We start from the raw sequence: 22850 nt of genomic DNA, 5'->3' as shown, positions 1-22850 counted from the left end.
AAATTATCATTCCTTTTCTTTAATTTTTTTTGAATATGAGTCATACCAGTTATTAAATATTACTTTAAATGATGCTGCAAGAGGAACTGCAAGAAGCATTCCAAGTAAGCCTCCAATATTACCACCAATTAATATTACAATAAGCGTAAATACAGGATGAAGTCCAACACTATCTCCAACTATTTTAGGAGCTAAAAGATTATTATCTATCTGCTGGACAACTTGCATAGCAAGTACAGCATAAAGTATTTTAATAGGATGACCACTTAAAAGACCAATTATCGCTGCAAGTATGGTACCTATTAATGGCCCAAGATATGGTATTATGTTGCATAAGCCACCAATCATACCTATTACAAATGCGTAATCAATTCCTACAATATATAATGCAATTCCAGAAAGAATTCCTACGCATAATGCTTCTAATAATTGCCCTTTTATAAATTTACCAAAGTTTGTATCCATAATTTTGAATACATATATTATTCTTTTACCAACTATACTGTTTCTAAATATAAGAAAATATATTTTTTCCCATAGGTTAATAAAGTATTCATAATCATTAAGAATATATATGCTTAATATTATAGAAATGAATAATGTAATAATTCCACTTCCTATAGACATTAAATAATCAGTAAAATTATTTAAATTTCCAACAAGATAATTTTGAAATCCTGTTAGTGCATCTACTATATATGGTTCAATAGTATTTGCAAAAGGAACATTTAAACTCTCTAATGTTGCTTTTACTGAAAAAGTAGAAAATGAATTTGTCTGTACATATGTAATTACTTCATTTATCATCTTGGTAATTGTTGTGTTTTTTGAAATTTGTCCTCCAACCATATAATAAATTCCTAAAAACAGACTAACTATGATAGATAGTATAAAGACATATGATGTTATTATTCCTATAAATCTGCATCTTGATTTACTTTTAATAGCATATATTTTATTCGTACTTAGAAAATTTTCTATAAAATTCATAATAGGGAACATTAAATAACTTATTATAATTGCAAATATAAGAGGTTTTACCATGCTATAAACCTTTACAGTATTATCAATAATAAAATCAAAAATATTCCTTGTATTTTGGAGAATTGCAAACGAAAAGTAAATTGTTATTGCAGTACAAACTACATATATACAAAATTTTAATAATTTTTTATCTATATCAAGTTTCAAATATTTCAATCCTTTCAATTAATGACTATATATTATTACTTTACTACTTTATCATAAATTCTACAATAATTATATAAAAAATTCTATGTATTGTATTGATAAAAAAGATAAGTATTATAAAATAGACAGGGAGGTGTTATTTTGAAAAAAATAAAGAGAAGAAAAATAATATTTATATTAACTACTATAATGTCGCTGTTTTTATTATTTTCTGGATGTTCTGCAAAATCGTCACTGCCATTAGAAAACAGTAGTAATGATCTAGAACAAAGTGATGATAACAGTAAATATGAAATAGGTGATAAAGATTTAAAAGATCTTTTAAAGATTCACTACATTGATGTTGGACAAGCAGACTGTATACTAATTCAGCAAGGCGATGAATCAATGATTATAGATGCTGGAAATAATGATGATGAAAATACAATAAAAGATTATCTTAAAAAAGTTAATGTATCAAAATTTAAGTATGTCGTAGGAACTCATCCTCATGAAGATCATATAGGTTCTCTAGATTACATAGTTAATAATTACGATGTAAATAAAGTATATTTTCCTAAAGTAACTACAACTACTAAAACTTTTAAAAATTTTATAAATGCATGTAAAAATAAAAATTTAAGTCTCACTGTGCCTAAAGTGTCTGATACATTTATGCTTGGAGATGCAAAATGTACTATAATGGCGCCAAATTCTGAAAAGTATGAGGATTTAAATAATTATTCAATTGTAATAAAAGTTGAATATAAAAATACATCATTTTTATTTACAGGTGATGCTGAAGATGTTTCTGAAAAAGAAATGCTTAATAAAAATTTAAATCTTAAAGCGGATGTTTTAAAAGTTGGGCACCATGGAAGTCACTCATCTACAACTAAAGAATTCTTAAATGCTGTAAGTCCTAGATTCGCTGTTATAAGTGTTGGAAAAGATAATGATTATGGACATCCAAACGATGAAATAATCAAAAGGCTTGAAAATTTTGGAACAACAATTTATAGAACTGATGAGTGTGGAAGCATTGTATGTATTTCTGACGGTAAAAATATAAATTTTGATAAAGATGCACAGAGTAATGTAGATACATCACAAAGCAGCGTTAAAAATGATGATTCTGATAATAAAACTGTATATTGGACTAAAAATGGTAAATCATATCATTATGATAAAAATTGCAGTGGGCTTTCTAAAAGCAAAAATATATTAAGTGGAAAACTCGGTGAATGTCCTAAAACAGATCCATGTAATAGATGCGTTAAGTAGAGAGGAGGGAAATATTATGTTAAAAAATAATTTTCATAAAGAAATTGAAGATACACTTAAGAATTTAGAAATTGAAATCAAAAAAGATTTATTAAATGATGATACTAATTCTGCAATAGATAAGATTGATAATTCACTGCGTATAGTTACAGGTCTTAAACTTAATACTATATCAGTTTTATCTTTTGAAAGTTTAAAGAATATGATTGAAGATGAAAATGAGCATAATGGTTATAAATACCTTGCACTTGGAGTATACTTAGCACTTTATTTTAATATTTTAAAGAAACAGGGGAAAGAAGAATATGCTATAGATAATGGGTTGAAATCAATTCATTCATTATATATTGCGTATACTATAGATGATGAACTTGATAAAGAAATCTTAAAAAATTTGAAAGACACATTTCTTTCTTTATCAGCATATAATCTTGAACTAAGCTCTGATAAAGAGATTTTTTACCTTTATGAAATTTCACAAATGTATGATAAGGCAGAAGATACTCTATTTTATATTTTGAGAAAAACTGATAATAACAGTACAGAACTTATAAATGGAATGAAATTTTATAATAGGCTTAAGTTACTTGATGAAGATACACTTAAAGAAGGTAATCTGCCAATTAATGAGGTTACAGACGGCATAGAAGAAATAGAAAAACGATTATGCAATTAACATTAACTAAAAAGAGTTCAATCTAATATAATAGATTGAACTCTTTTTAGTTTAGGATAGTGTGATGAACAATAATTATTTTGATATGAATGAATTTATAAAAAATTGCAAAGATATACCATGTGGATTTCAAGGACTAGATCCTCAATTTTTTACTATGGTTGGAGAAATACTTGGAAATGTAATTGCTGGAAAAGTCCCTTTTAATGTTCAAAATGCGCTTGGAAATTGGTTTGAGCTTGTAGGACAGGTGATTCTTACATGCAATTCTCAGCAGCAGTATTTTCAAGGAGGCCCTGGAAGATATTTTGATAGAAGAGATTACAATGTATCAAATCCTTTTTGTACTAAACAATCTGGAAGTAATGATGAAAGTGAAACAAATTCCTACTCAGCTACTAAAGATAATATGGAAAAATCTCAAAATTCAAATAATTATGATAAAGATGAACGTATCAAAAAGCTAGAGCAGGAAATAGAAGAAATAAAAGAGACTTTAAAAAAGCTTCAAAAATGATTATGCTTTATATGTTTTATTTTTGCAATTTGCCTTGTTATAGAAGAAACAAAAATAACTCCAAGAGCAAGACTTCCAGCGCTTGCTATAGTGTTTATTGCGGTTAAAGAAGCGCTATTTATATCACCTGTTACTGTTTCATACATAGTGTTATACATCCCTGTTCCTGGAACTAAAGGAATTAGAGCAACTACTATAAGAGTTGTAACTGGAGTTTTTAAAATTCGTGCAAAGATTTCTGAATATATGCTAAAAATTACAGCTGATAAGAAAAATGATAAAACGTTACTGTAATCTAGATTTTTAAAAGTTAAATAAGACATCCAGCTTATGCTTCCACCAATAGCGGCAAATAAAAGTTTTTTTCCTTTTATATTAAATAATATTCCAAAACCTATAGAGGCTGCAAATGATGATATTAAATGAATAAACATTTATTTCCCTCCTTGTATAATCTAGTTGTAACATTTGATAGAAAACCATTTAGTCTACTAACGAACATTACATTTCTAATTATTCTTAATATTCTTATTTATTACTCTGCCTACGCCCCGATAGGGAATATGCATTTCATACTTAAAATAGTTTTTTATTTAAATTCCAAAAGGAATCTAACCAAATTTAATATAGTTTAGTATAATACTCCTGAATAGAAGATAGATGTATCCCTCCTGGGAGGTTTATTTAGAACCTATACCCGTAAGTTAGCGTATCATTCCATCAGGTAGAATTCTATGTTTAGCTGGTTGGGTTTCCCTTTGGGAATTACCCGTGTCACAAACAAGGTTATAAGCTATCTGATAGATTGGAAGTTCTATTCTATCTCAAATTTAATTTAAAGGAGATATATACAATGTCTAAATTTTTTAATAGTCCTGTAGTTGGAATTGATGTTTCAGCTGATTTTTCATATGCTGCAATACTCGCACCTAATGGTGATGTTTATAAAAAATCATTTAAGATAAAGCATGACGTAAGCGGCTTCAATTACTTAGTTAATGAAATAAAAAAAGTGGAAGAAGAGTTTAACATGAAAACTGGCATTTTCATGGAGTCCACTGGTGTGTACCACTTATCTCTTTTCCACTATCTTAATAATAATTTTGATAACACATTTGTTATCAATCCACTCGTTACTAAGTGTAACAAAAATGTGGATATAAGAAAAGTGAAAAATGATAAAAAAGATGCTTTATCTATTGCGAACATAGGAGAATTTCAAAATATTAAGTTATCTACGCCAAATGATCTTGATATTTTTCTTTTGAAAAATATCGTGCGAGAATACTATAAGCTTACAGATACATGTTCTATTTATAAAAAGAAGTTATCTGCTGATTTGAGAGTTATCTTTCCAAATTACAATACTGTATTTTCAGATTCCACATCTAATACATCACTTGAAATTTTAAGTAACTATCCAACTCCAAAATCAATAATAGATGCCTCAAAAGAAGATATACTAAAAATTCTTGTTGAAAAATCTAAAAAAGGTTTAACTTGGTCTGAAAACATCTATTCAAAGTTAATTGCTGTTGCAAAAGAAGCTGCGACTATTGGCGTTCCGCTAAGCGGTTTGTCTGTTAAAATATCTAGTTCTTTGGCATTAATAAAAGCTTTTGAAGAACAAATAGATAACTTATTAAATGAAATCAACACACTGATTGAATCATCTGAATTTCCTGAATCTATCAGAAATAATATTGAATTAATAAATTCAATTCCAGGAATAGGACGCTTAACAGCTATTACTTTAATAGCTGAAATAGGTGATATTAACGGCTTTATTAAGCCTAAACATCTTGTAGCTTTCTTTGGTATAGACAGTTCTATTAATCAGTCTGGTAAATTTCAAGGTGACCAATGCAAAATATCCAAACGTGGAACTCGAATCGGTCGAAGAGCATTGTATGCTGTAGCTCTTGCCTCAATTAGGCGTAATCGTAATGGAATCCCTATAAACAAAGTTTTATTGGAATACTATCAAGTTAATCTAAAAGGCAAAAAAGCTAAAGTTGCTTTGGTTGCTATAATGCACAAAATATTGAATTATATTTTTGCTGTTCTTCGAGATCAAACGCCCTTTGAACAAAGAGATCCTAAACTACATAAACAAATGTTTTTAGAAAATAAGCATCTACATAAGGTAGCTTAATTTATTTCCTGTTTTTGTAATCGTTCGTGTTTTTGAACGGTTTGTTTGCTATGCACTTTTTTAGAATTAATATTTTTTAGAAATTTACTTGACTATTATTAGCTGGTCTAAATTTAAAAGTATACTTAATACTGCACCTGTACCAACTGCTATTGACATAGCAACTAAAACAGCTTCAATAGCTTTTGTTATGCCAGCTAAAAGATCACCTGCAATAGTATCTCTTATTGCATTTGTTATAGCAAGACCTGGAACAAGAAGCATAATAGAACCCATTATTATTTTATCGTAATGACCATTTAAGCCAAAAGTTGTGAGAATAACTGCAATGAAGGCACAAAATCCTGCACATAATGAATTAATGAAAAATTCATTAACTTGAAATTTTGAAAAAAATGATGCTAATATATTAATTAAATATCCTATTATAAATGCAGCAAAAAAATCCTGAAAATTTCCACCAAACATTACAGCATAGCTTCCAGCAGATATACCTGATAAAAAATTGGTTAAATTCTTTGAATATCTTTTCTCATTTTCAATTTTAAGAAGATTTCTATAAAATTGGTCAAGTGAATACGTGTTTTGCTGACATTTTCTTGATAGATCATTTATACTATCAATTTTATTTAAGTCTACTGTGCGTTTTTTTATACGTCTTACAAGAGATGAAACTTCTTCATTATAAGTAACAGTAGCTATAATTCCTGTTGGTGTCGCAAAGGTTTCGCATGAACTTGCACCAAAAGAAAGACATATTCTTACTACAGTTTCTTCAACTCTATATGTTTCAGCACCGTTTTCAATTAATATCTTTCCAGCAAGCGTAGAAATTTTTAATAATTTATTTAGATTCATCTTTTTCCCTTTCATTTTTTATTATCAAAATTATACCATAAAACAGTATATATAATCTGTTATTTTAATATAAATTTCTTAGAAAATTAATTAATTTATACAGAATTTATGTAGAAATCACTTGAAAATGTTGATGAATACCCATATAATTTAATAAAAAGGATAATTAGAAATGGAGATGCAAATAGATGAATTTTGAAAATTTACAAAAAGATGATGAAGAAATTTATGATCTTATAAATGAAGAATTAGAAAGACAGCAAAATGGGATAGAGCTTATTGCTTCTGAAAATATAGTATCAAAAGCAGTTATGGAAGCTATGGGTTCATACCTTACAAATAAATATGCTGAAGGATATCCAGGAAAGAGATATTACGGCGGATGCTATGTAGTAGATAAAGTTGAACAGCTTGCAATTGATAGAGCAAAAGAATTATTCCATGCAGAACACGCTAATGTTCAGCCACATTCAGGATCTCAGGCTAATATGGCAGTATACTTTACAGTATTAGAGCCAGGAGATACTGTTATGGGAATGGATTTAAGTCAAGGCGGACATTTAACTCATGGTTCACCAGTTAACTTTTCAGGAAAATTATTTAACTTTGTTCCTTACGGATTAAATAAAGAAACTGAAATGCTTGACTATGATGAAATTTTAAAGATAGCAAAAGAATGCAAACCAAAGCTTATTGTTGCAGGTGCAAGTGCATATTCAAGAACAATAGATTTTTCTAAATTCAGAGAAATCTGTGATGAAGTTGGAGCATACTTAATGGTAGATATGGCTCATATTGCAGGACTTGTAGCAGCAGGACTTCATCCATCACCAGTACCATATGCTGACTTTGTAACAACAACTACTCATAAGACTTTAAGAGGACCAAGAGGTGGACTTATCCTTTGCAAAGAAAAATATGCTAAGGCTTTAAATAAGAACATATTCCCAGGAATGCAGGGAGGACCATTAATGCATATTATTGCTGCTAAAGCAGTATGCCTTAAAGAAGCTCTTCAACCTGAATTTAAAGAATATGCTAAAAATGTTATTGAAAACTGTAAGGAACTTGCAGATAGACTTAAAGATAACGGATTTAAAATTGTTTCAGGAGGAACTGACAACCATGTATTCTTAGTTGATTTAAATAACAAGGATATAACAGGTAAAGAAGCAGAAGCTCTTTTAGATTCAGTTGGAATTACAGCTAACAAGAACACTGTACCAAACGAAACAAGAAGTCCATTTGTTACATCTGGTATTAGAGTAGGAACAGCTGCAATAACTACAAGAGGATTTAAGAAGGAAGATATGAAAGAAATAGCATCAATCATAAATGATACTATCCAAAACAGAGATAAAGATTTAACTCCATACAAAAATAGAGTAAATGCTTTATGCGCTAAATATCCTTTATACAAATAATCAAATTAATATTTTTCCCCCAGTTAACTAATCTTATGCTGGGGGTATAATTATATTTTGGGGGCGTTTTATGAGTATATATAATGTTGAATTAAAAAAAATCGTAGATGATTCGTATCAAATTGAAATAGGATTTGATTTGATAGATAAACTTTGTTTAGATATAAAAAAGGGTCTTGTTAAAAATTTTTCTAAAATCGCTTTAATAACAGATAGTAACGTTGAAAAATTATATGCAGAAAAAATCAATAAGAAATTAAATGATGAAGGATTTGTATGCAATATTTTTTCATTTGAAGCAGGGGAAAAAAGCAAAACAAGAAAAACTAAAGAAGAGATTGAAGACAGAATGCTTAATTGCGATTATAGAAGAGATTCTCTTATAATAGCTGTAGGAGGAGGAGTTGTTACAGACATTGCAGGATTTATAGCAGGAACTTTTGCAAGAGGCATACCATTCATAAATTATGCAACAACACTTCTTGCAGCAGCTGATGCATCAGTTGGAGGAAAAACTGCAGTTGATACTCCTCGTGCAACTAATCTTATCGGACTTTTTAACCAGCCTAAGAAAGTATACATAGACATAGCATCATGGAAAACTCTGCCTAAAGAACATATTTATAATGGACTTTCTGAAACTATAAAACAAGCATGTCTTGCTGATAAAAATTTCTTTGAATATCTTGATGACAATATGGATAAAATACTAGATTGTCAGAAAGAAGTATGTCAGCATATGGCTGAAGAAAATTGTAAAATTAAAGACAGCGTAGTAATGAAAGATGAAAAGGAAGCAGGACTTAGAGAAGTATTAAATCTTGGTCATACTGTAGGAAGAGCGGTTGAAACAGTAAGTAATTATGAACTTTTACATGGAGAAGCAGTTTCAATTGGTTTAAGCTTTGAAGTAAAACTTTCTAATAAACTTGGATTTATGACAGATGAAGAATGTCTAAAAGTTATTAACCTTTTAAAGAAGGCTCATCTTCCAGTTAAAATACCAGAATATATCGATAAAGAATCTTTAGTTAAAAAACTTTATACCGATAAAAAAGTAAGAAATGGAAAGCTTAGATTTGTAATTCAAAGAGGTATTGGTGAGATTGTAGAATTTGAAAAAGGAAATTATGCTACAGTTATAGATGAAGATACAGTACGAAACATCATAATTAAGATGTAATTTTAAGTGTGTATTTCTAGTATATATAATTATAATTAATTTACTAGGAGCAGACACTTTGAAGTATGAAAGCAAAGTTATAAATAAGATTTTAAAAAATAGTGCTAAACTTGAAATTGATGATAGCTCAAGAGTAGTTTTTATGAGTGATTGTCATAGAGGAGATGGAACTTATAATGATACTCTTATTCATAATAAGAATATATATAAGTCTTCACTTAGATATTATTTGAAAAATGATTTTACTTTAATAGAACTTGGAGATGGTGATGAACTTTGGAAAAATAAGAGTATGAAAGATATATCATATTCTTATAGTGATATTTTTAAGATTCTCCTTGAGTTTAATAAAGATGAAAGATTATATATGGTTTATGGCAACCACGATATGGTAAAGAAAGATAAAAATTTTATTAAAAAACAGGAAAAGATACTAAATAGAATAAGTCTTGGATTTGGCAAAGAAGTAGTTGAACTTTTTTCTAATATAAATTTTTATGAAGGTGTCGTTATTAAATATCTAAAAAATAATAAAGATATAATTGCATTTCATGGTCATCAGGTTGATTTTATGAATTGCACTTTAAATAAATTTTCTAGATTTTTAGTAAGATATGTATGGAAAGTTTTAGAAGGAATTGCTGGATTTAAAGAACCGGTAAGTCCTTCTAACAACTATAAAAAGGGTGGTTTAATAGATCAAAAACTTGATGATCTATCAAAAAGAGAAAGAGTAATGATTATATGTGGACACACTCATAATGATATTTTCCCTGAAGCTTCTAAAAGTATTTATTTTAATGATGGATGTATTATTTTTCCTACATCAGAAACATGCATTGAAATTGAAGAAGGAAAAATATCTCTTATTAAATGGAGCATTGAGGTAAGTAATAAAAATGTATTATGTGTGAAAAGAACAATTACTAAAGGACCTGAGAAGATTGATGATTATTTAAATTTTGCAAAAAGATTATAAAATGAGGTGTAAAATTTGGAAAAACTAACAGGTAAAATAGCAGTAGTTACAGGTGCATCAAGAGGAATAGGAAGAGCAATAGCTTTAGAACTTTCTTTATGTGGTGCATCTGTTATTATAAATTATTCAAAAGATCAAAAAGGAGCTTACGAAACTTTAAGATTGATAAAGAAGCAGGGTGGATATGGTATATTAAAAAAATGTGATTTATCTGATAAAAACAATATAAAATTATTTGTTAAAGAAATAGAAAACATGTTTGGAAAAATAGATATACTTGTTAATAATGCAGGAATAAGTATTGTTGGTATTTTTGAAGACTCAAAAGATGAGGATATTGAAAAAATAATAAATACAAATTTAAAAGCTGCAGTTTATCTTTCAAGAGAAGTTTTAAAAGTAATGACACCACTTAAAAAAGGAAGCATAGTAAATATATCTTCAATGTGGGGACAGGTAGGAGCATCATGTGAAGTTTTATATTCAATGACAAAAGGTGCAATAGATTCTTTTACTAAGGCGCTTGCTAAAGAAATGGCCCCTTCAAATATAAGAGTCAATGCAGTTTCACCTGGAGTAATTGATACTACTATGAATTCATTTTTAGGTGAAAATGAAAGAAAGGATCTTGAAGAAGAAATTCCAATTGGAAGATTTGGAAAACCTGAAGAAATAGCTAAAACTGTATCATTTTTATGTTCCAATGATGCATCGTATATTACAGGTCAAATATTAAGAGTAGATGGTGCTCTTATTTAAGGAGGTTTTTTTATGACTGATGTTTTAATAATAGGAGCTGGAATTATAGGCTCTTCAATTTTCAGAGAACTTACTAAATTTAATCTTAATGTACTACTAATCGATAAAGAAAATGACGTATCATGTGAAACTACAAAAGCAAATTCTGCTATAATTCACGCAGGGCATGATCCTGAAAATGGAACATCTATGGCTGAATTAAATGTAAAAGGAAGCAGAATGACTGAAAGCTTAGTAAAAGATTTAAATGTTCCCTATAAGAAAAATGGCGCACTAGTAATTGGCTTTACTGAAGAGGATTTAAAAAGAATTTCATATCTTTATGAAAATGGCTTAAAAAATGGCGTTAAAAATATGAAAGTTTTAAAAAATGAAGAAATTTTAAAAATGGAGCCAAATTTAAACAAAAATGTGTCATCTGCATTATATGTAAAAGACAGTGCAATAATAGATCCATTTGATTTTACATATGCACTATGTGAAAACGGAGTATTAAATGGTGGAAATATAAAAGTTAATGAGAATGTTGTAAAAATTGAGAAAAATGGTGATTTCTTTTATGTTTATACGAAAAAAGGCGATGCTTTTAAAACAAGATATATTGTAAATGCAGCAGGCATATATTCTGATGACATTCATAATATGGTTTGCAAAGAAAAGTTTAAAATTACTCCAAGAAGTGGAGAATATTTTGTTTTAGATAAAACTGAAGGAAAAAAGATTAGCCATACAATTTTTACAGTACCTAGTAAAATATCAAAAGGTATACTTGTAACCCCTACTGTACATGGAAATATATTAGTTGGACCAGATGCTAGAGATACTGATTCAAAATATGATTTTTCTACAAATGCACAGGGCTTATCAAGTGTAAAAAAAGCAGCTTTAAAGATAACAGAAAAACTTGATTTTAAAAAGAATATAAGAAATTTTGCAGGTCTTAGAGCTGTATCTAATACAGGTGATTTTTATATCTGTGAAGATGAAGAAACTAAAGGATTTATTGATGTATCAGGAATAAAATCTCCAGGTCTTTCATCAGCACCTGCAATAGCAGAAAAAGTTATAAATATTTTGTCTGATGCAGGTTTAGATCTTAAAAATAAGAAAAATTTTAATAAATATAGAGATATAATTCGTTTTAGTGAATTAAGTGATGAAGAAAAAGATAGTTTAATTAAGAAAAATAAAGAGTATGGGAAAATAGTATGTAGATGTGAAAGCATAACTGAAGGAGAAATTGTAGATGCAATTAAAAGAAGCCCTATAAGACTTACAACTGATGGAATAAAAAGACGAGTAAGACCAGGAATGGGAAGATGTCAGGGAGGCTTTTGTAGACCTAGAGTTATTGATATTTTAAGTAGAGAATATAACATTTCTAAAGATGAGGTATTAAAAGATAGAGAAGGATCTTACATTTTAGATGGTAAAACAAAGTAGGAAAGGAGAATTAGAAATATGGAGTATGATCTGGCAGTTATCGGTGGAGGTCCTGCAGGAATTGAAGCAGCACTTTCAGCATACGAAAATGGAGTAAGAAATATAGTAATACTTGAACGTGATATAGAACTTGGTGGAATTTTAAATCAATGTATACATAATGGATTTGGTCTTCAGATATTTAAAGAAGAACTGACAGGTCCTGAATATGCACAGAGATTTATAGATAAATTAAAGGGTACAGATATTAAGATTTTAACAAATACAATGGTTCTTCAAATTGGAGATGATTATACAATAAAAGCTGTATCAGAAAATGGACTCTTAAAAATAAAATCAAAAGCTATTGTACTTGCTATGGGATGTAGAGAAAGAACTAGAGGTGCTATAAGCATAGCAGGTGATAGACCATCTGGAATATTTACAGCAGGCGAAGCACAAAGATATGTAAATGTTGAAGGATATATGGTTGGAAAAAGAGTAGTTATTTTAGGCTCAGGAGATATAGGACTTATAATGGCAAGAAGACTTACTCTTGAAGGTGCTACTGTTTTAGCAGTAGTTGAAATTCTAGATAAACCTAAAGGGCTTAGAAGAAATATAGTTCAGTGCCTTGAAGATTTTGATATACCTTTATATTTATCTCATACTATAACTGATATAAAAGGCAGAAGCAGACTTCAAAAAGTTACTATATCAAAGATTGATGAAAATAAAGCTCCTATAGAAGGCTCTGAAATTCAATTTGACGCTGATACAATTTTATTATCAGTAGGTCTTATACCTGAAAATGAAATATCATATAATGCAGGTCTTAAAATAGATTCTTTAACAAATGGAGTTATTACTGATAAAGATATGCAAACATCTAAAAAAGGAATTTTTGCATGTGGAAATGTTGCAAAAGTACATGATATAGTTGATAAGGTTACTTATGAAGCTGAAAAAGCAGGAAAATCGGCAGCTTACTTTATAAAAGAATTAGAAAAAAAGCAGGGTGATTATAATGATTAAAAATCTTATTTGCATATGTTGTCCTAAAGGATGTCATCTAAAAGTAGATACTGACTTAAAAAAAGTAGAAGGAAATTCATGTATAAAAGGAGAGGAGTATGGAATAAATGAGGTTACAAATCCTGTTAGGACAGTAACTTCTACAGCTAAAATTAACAGCATAAATTTTGCTGTTATTCCAGTAAAGACAGATAAACCAATAAAAAAAGATCTTATGCTAAAATGCATAAAAGAAATAAATAAAATAAATGCGAAGTGTCCTGTTAAAGTAGGGGATGTACTACTTAAAGATGTATTAGAAACAGGAGTAAATATTGTAGCTTCAAAAACTATTTTAGAGTAAATATTTGCATTTTAAAATAAAGCTTGATATAATAAATTACGAATTTAATACTTAGTCAGTTCGAAAGCCTCCTGACTTTAAATAAAACTACGGTATTTCAAAATTAAGTTTCAATTTTTATGATTTGAAGCTTTGTTTCTAATGCAGTTTTATTATCGTAGGATTTTCCTGCGATTTTTTATTGTGTTTATATTTAAAATCAGATAAAAATCCTAAGTATTAAAAATAATAATTAAAGGGGATTTTTTTATGGAAAAAAATCAAACAGTAGAAAGAATAGTAAAAACAGCAGTTATTGCAGCTATTTATGCGGCTATAACTTTAGCACTTGCACCATTTAGTTATGGAAATATACAGTTTCGTATATCTGAAATTATGGTGCTTCTAGCTTTATTTGATCCTATGTATATAGGAGGACTTACTCTCGGATGCTTAATCGCAAACATGCTTGGTCCTAATGGTGTAATGGATATAGTATTTGGAACAATTGCTACATTTATAAGTGTAAGTTTTATTTATTTAACAGGAAGATATGTAAAGATAAAAAAAGTATCATTAGTAATTGCTTCACTTTGGCCAACCATTTTTAATGGACTTATAATTGGATGGATGCTTAATAAAGTATACTCTTTGCCATTATTTTTAACTATGGGTCAAGTTGCGGCAGGAGAATTTGTTGTAGTAACTATTATAGGTGTACCTATTACTTTATTATTAAAAGAAAAACTAAAGTCAATACTCACATCTTGTTAGTAAATATTCACTTTTTTGACGATTTATTTAGGTATTTTAAAAAAATATTTAATATTGCTTTCACTTTTTAGACAAATTACGAACAAGAATAATATTTTTATTAAAAATGTTCACTAAAAATTGACAAAGACTGATTATAATAATAAAATTAAGAGTGTTAAACTGTAAAGTTAATAAAGATGAATGGAGTCGATAAGCATGAAAGCAATATTAACAGTAATTGGGCAAGATAAAGTAGGAATTATAGCAGGTGTAAGTGCTAAACTTGAAGAATATAATATTAATATTCTTGATGTTAACCAAACAATTATGCATAATTTTTTTACAATGATAATGGTATTAGACTGTAAAGACGTTAAATGCAGTTTTGATGAGATAAAGAAAGGTCTTCAAGATAAAGGAAAAAATCTTGGAGTAGATGTAAAGATTCAAAGAGAAGAAATATTTAAGTCTATGCATACATTATAATTTTGGAGGAGAATATGGATAGTAATAAAATTTTAGAAACAATAAAAATGATAGAGGAAGAAAAACTCGATATCAGAACTATTACAATGGGTATTTCTCTCCTAGATTGTATTGATAGTGATGGAAAAAAGTCAAGAGATAAGATTTATGATAAAATAACTAAATCAGCAGAAAATCTTGTAAAAGTAGGAAATGACATAGAAAATGAATATGGAATTCCAATAGTTAATAAAAGAGTTTCAGTAACTCCAATATCACTTGTTGCAGGAGCATCAGGAGATACTGATTATGTTGAATATGCCAAGACATTAGATAAAGCTGCACATGCAGTTGGAATTGATTTTCTTGGAGGATTTTCAGCACTTGTACATAAAGGATGCACTAAAAGTGATAGAATACTTATAGCATCTATTCCTCAGGCACTTGCAGAAACTGAACTTGTATGTTCATCTGTAAATGTTGGATCATCTAAATGCGGAATTAATATGAATGCAGTTAGAGATATGGGAGAAATCGTAAAGAAGACTGCAGAACTTACAAAAGAGCAGAAAGGCTTTGGATGTGCAAAGCTTGTTATATTTGCAAATGCAGTAGAAGATAACCCATTTATGGCAGGAGCATTCCATGGAATTGGAGAAGCTGAAAGAATAATAAATGTAGGAGTTTCAGGACCTGGAGTTGTTAAAAGAGCACTTGAAAAAGTAAGAGGAGAATCTTTTGATGTTGTTGCAGAAACTATTAAGAAGACAACATTTAAAATAACTAGAATGGGTCAGATGGTTGCAAAGGAAGCTTCTGATAGACTTAATGTTCCATTTGGAATAGTAGATCTTTCATTAGCACCTACACCAGCAGTAGGAGATTCAGTAGCTGAAATATTAGAAGAAATTGGACTTGAATCTGTAGGAGGACATGGTACAACAGCAGCTTTAGCAATGCTTAACGACCAAGTTAAAAAAGGTGGAGTTATGGCATGTAGCCACGTTGGAGGTTTAAGTGGAGCTTTTATACCAGTATCGGAAGATTCAGGAATGATAAAAGCAGCAGTTAATGGAAACATTAATATACAAAAACTTGAAGCTATGACTTGTGTATGTTCAGTAGGACTTGATATGATAGCTATTCCTGGAGATACACCAGCATCTACAATTTCAGCAATGATAGCAGATGAAGCAGCAATTGGAGTTATTAATAACAAAACAACTGCAGTTAGAGTTATTCCAGCTCCAGGCTGTAAAGTAGGAGATATGGTTGAATTCGGAGGACTTTTAGGAGCAGCACCAGTTATGGCTGTAAATACAAGTTCAAGCGAATTATTTGCTAAAAGAGGTGGAAGAATTCCTGCACCTATACACTCATTTAAGAATTAATTTAAATTAAGAAAAATGAATTTTATTAAGAGGCTATCTATGACAGTTTTATGTTATATGTAGCCTCTTTTTCTATTTTTATAGGAGGGAAAAATGAAGAAAGATAAATTTAAAATAGAAAAAGAAAAAAGAGATAAACTTATAGATGAGATAAAAACTTTTTATTATGAAGAACATGATGAAGAAATAGGTGATTTAAAGGCGTCTATTATATTAGATTTTTTTATTGAAAAATTAGCACCTGAAATTTATAATATAGCAATTTATGACTCATATAAATATATTCAGGATAAAGCAGAAGATTTATTGTCATTAGAAAAATAGAAAAAGGGATGTTTTATGGAAAATATAAATGTTATTAAATCGTATTGGAATGTAAATTTAAAAAGTGAAATAATAGATAATGGAAGTGATACTTTAGCAGTTATTCTTCCTGGAATAGGATATACTTGTGATAGACCTCTTCTTGATTATAATAAGAGACTTATGATACAATTAGGATTCGATGTACTACCTATAAGTTTTGGATTCCAGATAGCAGGAAAAAAGCTTAAAGTGCATGAAGAATTTAAATATATTTATGAAGAAACAAAAGAATTAATAAATATGTCATTAAAGAAAAAATATAAAAATATAATACTTGTGGCAAAAAGCCTTGGAACTATTGTTTTATCACTTCTTAATAATGAAATTAAAGATAGAAATGTAATAAATATATATCTTACACCTGTAGATGCTACAATGGATGTAGGAATAAGTGAAGGCTCTTTAGTATTTTATGGAACAAATGATCCAAGAATAACATCTAAAACTGTATCTAAAATAGAAAAAATAAAAGATGTATCATTAGTTAAAATAGAGAATGCAGATCATTCACTTAATGTAAAAAATGATATACTAAAAAGTATAGATATTATAAAATATGTTATAGAAAAAGAAAAGGAGTATCTAGAAAAATTTTTCTAAATCTAGGGGGAGTTAAAAATGAGTAACATTATAGATATAAAGAAGGTGAAGGATAGTTTAATTAATTTAGACAATAACTTTGACACCATGAGTGATAGTGCATTAAAGAAGTATGCTTCAGCAGGGAATATATACGCTCAAAATGAACTTGGAGATAGATATTATACTGGATATGATGGCAAAAAAAATTATAATGAAGCCTTTAAATGGTATAAAAGAGCAGCTGTAGACGGTTTTAAAACAGCACAGTATAACCTTGGAGATATGTATTACTGTGGCTATGGAGCTGAGCAAAATTATGAAGAGGCTTTTAAATGGTTTTATAAAGCAGCAGTAAATGATGTAACTGAGGCACAGTGTAATTTAGGCTGTATGTATGAAGATGGTCAAGGAGTTAAAAAAGATTATAAAGAAGCTCTAAAGTGGTTTAAAAAAGCCAGTGAAAAAGGTGATTATTTTTCAGAGTATAATATTGGTAATATGTATTTAAACGGTAATGGAGTTCAGATTTCTTATGAAAAAGCATTTTTTTATCATAAAAAATCTGCAGATTCAGGTTACTGTAAAGCGCAAAATACATTAGGATATTTATATGAAAATGGACTTGGCATAGAAAAGTCTTATGAAAAAGCATTTCTTTATTATAAGAAAGCTTCAGATTCTGAATATCCATATGCAGAGTTTAATCTTGCAACAATGTATTATTATGGGTATGGAACAGAAAAGAACTTAAGAAAATCATATGAATTATATAAAAAAGCAGCTAAAAGTGGAATAATTGAAGCAGAGAATATTCTAAAGGAAAAATTTTAATATATAAATTCAGAGAGGAAGTAAAGAATGAGTAAAATTCTTGTATTAGCAGAAAAACCGAGTGTAGGAAGAGAACTTGCAAAAGTATTAGGATGCAGGGAAAATAAAGGAGCATATATTGAAGGCTCAAAATATGTAGTAACATGGGCAATGGGACATTTAGTAGGACTTATGGATCCTGAAGGATACGATAATAAATATAAGGAATGGAAGATGGATACTTTACCTATGCTACCAAAGCATATGAAATTAATAGTCCTTAAAAAAACATCTAAACAATATAGCATAGTAAAAAAACTTCTTATACGTCAAGACATAAAAGAAATAGTAATTGCAACAGATGCTGGAAGAGAAGGAGAGTTAGTTGCAAGATGGATTTTAGAAAAATCAGGAGTTAAAAAGCCATTTAAAAGATTATGGATTTCTTCTCAGACTAAAAAAGCAATTTTAGACGGGTTTAATAATTTAAAACCAGGAAAAGATTATGATAATTTATATAAAGCTGCAGTATGTAGAGCAGAAGCAGACTGGCTTGTAGGGCTTAATGTTACAAGAGCACTTACATGTAAGTATAATGCACAGCTTTCCGCAGGAAGAGTGCAGTCTCCTACATTATATATGATAGTAAAAAGGGAAGAAGAAATAAAAAACTTTAAGCCAGTACCATTTTACACAATAGATGCTTTTTCTGATAAATTCACTCTATCATTTATAAATAAAGATAATAATATAAGAATTTTTAATAAGGAAAATGCAGAAAAAATAGCATCCTCTCTTAAAAATAAAGAGGCTGTAATTACAAAAGTTCATAAATCTGAAAAGAAAAAATATTCACCTGCACTTTATGATTTAACAGAACTTCAAAGAGATGCAAATAAAATTTATGGATATTCTGCAAAACAGACACTTAATATAATGCAGAGGCTCTATGAAAATTATAAGATATTAACTTATCCAAGAACAGATTCAAGATATATAACAACAGATGTAGTATCAACATTAAAAGATAGGTTAAAAGCTGTTTCTACAGGAGAGTATAGAAAATATGCAGAAGAGATATTATCTAAAAGCATAAAAGGAAATAATCGTTTTGTTAATAATAGTAAGGTAAGTGATCACCATGCTATAATTCCAACAGAAGAGAGACCAAATCTTGCATCATTATCATCTGAAGAGAGAAAAATTTATGATTTAGTTGTAAAAAGATTTTTAAGTATGCTTCTTCCTCCATCTGAATATACAGAAATAAAGATAGAAGCTGAAGTTTCAGGTCATAAGCTTGTTGCTAAAGGAAAAACAATAAAGTTAAAAGGTTATAAAAAAGTATATGATAGAATAAATGATGAAAATAAAGATGACAGCGATATAAAAAATCAGATTCTTCCTCAAATTAATGAAAAAGATGAGATAAAGATTCAAAATGTAAAGCTAAAGACATGTCATACAAATCCTCCTGCAAGATTTACAGAGGCAACTTTATTATCAGCTATGGAAAATCCTCATAAAGTAATGAACATAAATAAAGAAGCAGCAAAAACTCTTGGAGAAACAGGTGGACTTGGAACTGTTGCAACAAGAGCTGATATTATAGAAAAGCTTTTTAATTCATATGTTATAGAAAAAAGTGGTAAGGATATAATTCCAACTTCAAAAGGAAAACAGCTTATTAATTTAGTACCAAAAGATTTAAAATCACCTCTTTTAACAGCTAACTGGGAGAAAAAGCTTGATGAAATATCAAAAGGAAGAGAAGATGATCATGCTTTTGTAAAAGAGATGAGAAATTATTCAGTAGCACTTGTTGAAGATGTAAAATGCACAGATAATAAATTTGTTCATGATAATAAAACAGGAAAGAAATGTCCAAATTGCGGTCAGTATCTTTTAGAAGTAAAAACAAAACATGGAGTAATGAATGTATGTCCTGATAGAAATTGTGGATATAAAGAAAGTGTATCAAGGCTAACAAATGCAAGATGTCCTGAATGTAAAAAGAAACTTGAGATTCGTGGACACGGAGATGGAAAAATATACGTTTGTACAGAAAAAAGTTGCAATTTTAGAGAAAAAGCTTCAGTATTTGAAAAGAGATTTGATAAAAAAGGAAAAGTTAATAAAAGAGAAGTAAATAAAATAATGAGAAAAATGAAAAAGGAAGCTGAAGAGCCTATGAATAATCCATTTGCAGCTTTACTTGGCAATATGAATTTTGATAAGAAGTAATTTTTTAAATTAAATATTTTAAATTTAGTATAACTGGAAATTTGATTTTTATTTCCAGTTATACTTTTATTATAGGGTATATTAACAATAAATTAGAAAAAATTTTAAGAGTTTTTGGTTTTAAAAGCATGGTAAATTTGATTAAAACAAAATTTTCAATGAAAAGGCAACTACAGGGACTTAGGTAAAATAGAATTATCTGAAAATATAAAGATAAGCAAAAATGAAGTTACTAAAAATCAAAATTAAAGGTTTAAAACTTTTTAAAGATGAACTTGAAATAGACTTTTTTGCAGAACAACGTGTTGGTTCTAAAAAAAATGAAATGTTATATAAATTGTTTTCTAATATTTATATTAATAATGTTATTGCATTAATAGGAATTAATGCGTCAGGAAAAACGTCAATTCTAAAAGTTATATCTTTTGTAATTAATATGTTAAATAATGAACCAATCAATAAAATTGTTTACAACGATATTTTAAATGGAATAAATTATGAGGATGAAGTGATATTTGAGACATATTTTTATTCAGAAGAAAATTATATAAATAAATTAGAAACTGTTGTAAAAAAAGATGACAAACCCCAAAATGTTGAAAATAAATATATAATTAAAGAAGAAAAACTTTGGAGAAAAAACTTAAGAACAGCAAAAACTAAAAAAAGTCTTTTTGAATTTGAAAAATTGAATTCAGCTCAAATAAGAAATGCAGATGAAGAATTTTTGATGGAAGTGTTAGCATTATTATTTCCTTAAATAAAAAACATAATTCATAGTTTTATATTAGAGATCAAATTAAAATTCAAAAAAAGGAAGAAATTATTTTGCATAATCCAATGGAACTAAATAATTATCTATCTTCTGAAACTATAAAAGGAATAAATGTATTATTAAATGCTATGTTAGCTTTTAATAATGGAGGTTATCTGATTGTTGATGAATTAGAAAATCATTTTAATAGAAAAATTATTTCTATATTAATCCGATTTTTTATGAATGAGAAAGTTAATCCTAAAGGTGCAACTATAATATTCTCAACACACTATTCACAGTTATTAGATGAATTTGAAAAAAGTGATGATATTTATATTGTCAGAAATAATAATGGTATAAACGTTGAAAAACTTTCTAAAATATTGAAGAGAAATGATATTAAAAAAAGTGAAGCTTAGCAAAGTGGCTATCTACAAGGTACTGCATCGGCTTATGAATCATATATTGATTTAAAAAATGCTATTATCTCTGGCAGAATTGATTAGGCATGATTATGAAATTAGAAGTATATATTTACTCTTTGGTACTGATATTATTGTATCAATATAGAAAAATTTTATATTATAGTATAAAATACAATTAGAAAAGAAAATAATTGTAAAATGGGATTTGAAAAAAATTTTTATATATAAAAATTTAGGATGTGGATGAATAAAAATGAAACTATTTTTAAATAATAACAATAAAATTATAAATTTAGAAGAAATAGAAAAAACATACAAAACAGAAAATTATGAAGAATTAGTTAATATAGTTATAAATTTATTAGAAGAAAACAAAATCATACCTGTAAAAAGCAGCGGCGGAAATGGTAAAAATCCAACATTATACAAAAAATACAGAATACTAAACAAAAAAGAAGATAAAAGCGATATAAAGGATGAAATATACTATAAGCTTTCGCCTAAATTAAGCATTGAATATTACAAAAATCACCTAAATAAATATGAAGAACATAGAAAATATATTCTTATGTTAAGTGATTTTCTTAATAATAAAGAGGAACTATTAAGTGAAACTGTTTCTATGAATGAAAGATCTTTTCAGATATGGAGAAGAGAAAAGTTTCTGCAAAAGGAAGGTGGAAAGACTATTGTAAAAAATTTAGGCTTAGAATTAAGCTATTTAAATTATTATGATACTTCTGAACCTTTAGCTTATTATTCAAAATCAAAAGAAGTTCCTCAAAAGATTTTAATATTGGAAAATAAGGATACTTATTATACTATGAGAAGACATTTGATTTCTGGAGGAAAAAAGATATTGGGGGAATATATAAGTACACTTATATATGGTGGAGGCAAGAATATAAATAAGGCTTTCAAAGATTATAAAATATCTGTTGAGGATTATGTATCAAACGGTAAAAATAGAATTTTGTACTTTGGTGATTTAGACTATGAAGGAATAATTATATATGAAAGTTTATTTAAATTATTTAGCAAAGAGTATAATATAACTCCTTTTGTAAATGGATATAAGAAAATGATTGATAAGGCAAAAGAAGAAGAAATTTCTCTACCTAAAACTAAAGAAGGACAGAATAAACATATTAACGAAATATTTTTAAGAGAATTTGATAATAATTACAGATTACAAATAGAAAAAATATTAAAGGATGGTTTTTTTATACCACAAGAAATAGTAAATATTACAGATTTAAAATTATGAAAT

General features: G+C 28.3%; 23 protein-coding genes and 1 pseudogene. 21 read left to right on the top strand and 3 right to left on the bottom strand.

From position 1 onward, the window contains the following. Positions 1-6 precede the first annotated feature (6 nt). Complete coding sequence (locus MTX53_RS07070) at positions 7-1191, bottom strand: AI-2E family transporter (protein ID WP_244833020.1); 1185 nt, start codon at positions 1189-1191, stop codon at positions 7-9. A gap of 141 nt (positions 1192-1332) precedes the next feature. Between MTX53_RS07070 and MTX53_RS07065 the strand changes: the two genes are divergently transcribed. The 3 genes from MTX53_RS07065 (at position 1333) to MTX53_RS07055 (ending at position 3647) form a co-directional block, all read left to right on the top strand. Then, complete coding sequence (locus MTX53_RS07065) at positions 1333-2454, top strand: ComEC/Rec2 family competence protein (protein ID WP_244833019.1); 1122 nt, start codon at positions 1333-1335, stop codon at positions 2452-2454. 16 nt (positions 2455-2470) lie between these two features. After that, the gene (locus tag MTX53_RS07060; RefSeq protein WP_244833018.1) at positions 2471-3130 is read left to right on the top strand and encodes a DUF6483 family protein; all 660 of its coding nucleotides are present in this window, start codon (positions 2471-2473) and stop codon (positions 3128-3130) included. Between the two features lie 64 nt (positions 3131-3194). Beyond that, entirely contained in the window at positions 3195-3647 is a 453-nt protein-coding gene (locus MTX53_RS07055) for a Ger(x)C family spore germination C-terminal domain-containing protein (protein ID WP_244833017.1), read from the top strand. On the opposite strand, the gene MTX53_RS07050 is transcribed toward MTX53_RS07055, so the two are convergent. Beyond that, on the bottom strand, positions 3638-4081 hold the full coding sequence (locus MTX53_RS07050) for a threonine/serine exporter family protein (RefSeq protein WP_244833016.1): 444 nt from the start codon (positions 4079-4081) through the stop codon (positions 3638-3640). The genes MTX53_RS07055 and MTX53_RS07050 overlap by 10 nt on opposite strands. 419 nt (positions 4082-4500) lie before the next feature. Here MTX53_RS07050 and MTX53_RS07045 point away from each other — a divergent pair, with 419 nt between their 5' ends. Beyond that, positions 4501-5802, top strand: a complete 1302-nt coding sequence (locus MTX53_RS07045; protein WP_244833015.1) for an IS110 family transposase — start codon at positions 4501-4503, stop codon at positions 5800-5802. Between the two features lie 84 nt (positions 5803-5886). On the opposite strand, the gene MTX53_RS07040 is transcribed toward MTX53_RS07045, so the two are convergent. After that, complete coding sequence (locus MTX53_RS07040; RefSeq protein WP_244833014.1) at positions 5887-6660, bottom strand: threonine/serine exporter family protein; 774 nt, start codon at positions 6658-6660, stop codon at positions 5887-5889. Positions 6661-6848: 188 nt separating this feature from the next. Here MTX53_RS07040 and glyA point away from each other — a divergent pair, with 188 nt between their 5' ends. From glyA to MTX53_RS06955, 17 genes and pseudogenes are all read left to right on the top strand, one after another. Further along, complete coding sequence (gene glyA, locus MTX53_RS07035; protein WP_244833013.1) at positions 6849-8084, top strand: serine hydroxymethyltransferase; 1236 nt, start codon at positions 6849-6851, stop codon at positions 8082-8084. 70 nt (positions 8085-8154) lie between these two features. Then, positions 8155-9267, top strand: a complete 1113-nt coding sequence (gene aroB, locus MTX53_RS07030) for a 3-dehydroquinate synthase (RefSeq protein ID WP_244833012.1) — start codon at positions 8155-8157, stop codon at positions 9265-9267. Between the two features lie 58 nt (positions 9268-9325). After that, the gene (locus tag MTX53_RS07025) at positions 9326-10246 is read left to right on the top strand and encodes a metallophosphoesterase (protein WP_244833011.1); all 921 of its coding nucleotides are present in this window, start codon (positions 9326-9328) and stop codon (positions 10244-10246) included. 15 nt (positions 10247-10261) lie between these two features. Then, positions 10262-11005: an SDR family oxidoreductase gene (locus MTX53_RS07020; protein WP_244833010.1), complete on the top strand. Its 744-nt coding sequence runs from the start codon at positions 10262-10264 to the stop codon at positions 11003-11005. Between the two features lie 12 nt (positions 11006-11017). Beyond that, the gene (locus tag MTX53_RS07015) at positions 11018-12448 is read left to right on the top strand and encodes an NAD(P)/FAD-dependent oxidoreductase (protein ID WP_244833009.1); all 1431 of its coding nucleotides are present in this window, start codon (positions 11018-11020) and stop codon (positions 12446-12448) included. An 18-nt stretch (positions 12449-12466) separates the two neighbouring features. After that, positions 12467-13426 (top strand): annotated as a pseudogene (locus MTX53_RS07010) (NAD(P)/FAD-dependent oxidoreductase); the annotation flags it as partial. Positions 13427-13454: 28 nt separating this feature from the next. After that, positions 13455-13805 (top strand): DUF1667 domain-containing protein, encoded by a 351-nt coding sequence (locus MTX53_RS07005; protein ID WP_244833008.1) that lies wholly within the window; start codon positions 13455-13457, stop codon positions 13803-13805. A gap of 249 nt (positions 13806-14054) precedes the next feature. After that, complete coding sequence (locus MTX53_RS07000) at positions 14055-14558, top strand: QueT transporter family protein (protein ID WP_244833007.1); 504 nt, start codon at positions 14055-14057, stop codon at positions 14556-14558. A gap of 198 nt (positions 14559-14756) precedes the next feature. Next, positions 14757-15026 (top strand): ACT domain-containing protein, encoded by a 270-nt coding sequence (locus tag MTX53_RS06995; protein WP_244833006.1) that lies wholly within the window; start codon positions 14757-14759, stop codon positions 15024-15026. A 14-nt stretch (positions 15027-15040) separates the two neighbouring features. Then, positions 15041-16396 (top strand): PFL family protein, encoded by a 1356-nt coding sequence (locus tag MTX53_RS06990; RefSeq protein ID WP_244833005.1) that lies wholly within the window; start codon positions 15041-15043, stop codon positions 16394-16396. Between the two features lie 93 nt (positions 16397-16489). Then, a complete protein-coding gene (locus MTX53_RS06985) occupies positions 16490-16720 on the top strand; it encodes a DUF2164 domain-containing protein (RefSeq protein ID WP_244833004.1) in 231 nt (76 codons plus the stop codon). Between the two features lie 15 nt (positions 16721-16735). After that, on the top strand, positions 16736-17362 hold the full coding sequence (locus tag MTX53_RS06980; protein ID WP_244833003.1) for an alpha/beta hydrolase: 627 nt from the start codon (positions 16736-16738) through the stop codon (positions 17360-17362). Positions 17363-17380: 18 nt separating this feature from the next. Then, positions 17381-18175, top strand: a complete 795-nt coding sequence (locus MTX53_RS06975; protein ID WP_244833002.1) for a tetratricopeptide repeat protein — start codon at positions 17381-17383, stop codon at positions 18173-18175. A gap of 27 nt (positions 18176-18202) precedes the next feature. Further along, entirely contained in the window at positions 18203-20398 is a 2196-nt protein-coding gene (locus MTX53_RS06970) for a DNA topoisomerase III (protein ID WP_244833001.1), read from the top strand. 223 nt (positions 20399-20621) lie between these two features. Further along, a complete protein-coding gene (locus MTX53_RS06965) occupies positions 20622-21158 on the top strand; it encodes an AAA family ATPase (RefSeq protein WP_244833000.1) in 537 nt (178 codons plus the stop codon). A 68-nt stretch (positions 21159-21226) separates the two neighbouring features. Further along, a complete protein-coding gene (locus MTX53_RS06960) occupies positions 21227-21574 on the top strand; it encodes an ATP-binding protein (RefSeq protein ID WP_244832999.1) in 348 nt (115 codons plus the stop codon). A gap of 259 nt (positions 21575-21833) precedes the next feature. After that, positions 21834-22847 carry a Wadjet anti-phage system protein JetD domain-containing protein gene (locus MTX53_RS06955; RefSeq protein WP_244832998.1) on the top strand — a complete coding sequence of 338 codons (1014 nt, stop codon included), beginning with the start codon at positions 21834-21836 and terminating at the stop codon, positions 22845-22847. Positions 22848-22850 lie beyond the last annotated feature (3 nt).

Origin of the sequence: Clostridium sp. BJN0001, assembly GCF_022869825.1 — a bacterium.
In the GTDB taxonomy this organism is placed as follows: Bacteria; Bacillota; Clostridia; order Clostridiales; family Clostridiaceae; genus Clostridium.
The sequence above is the reverse complement of the archived record's forward strand: the minus strand, read 5'-3'. Positions and strand labels throughout refer to the sequence as shown.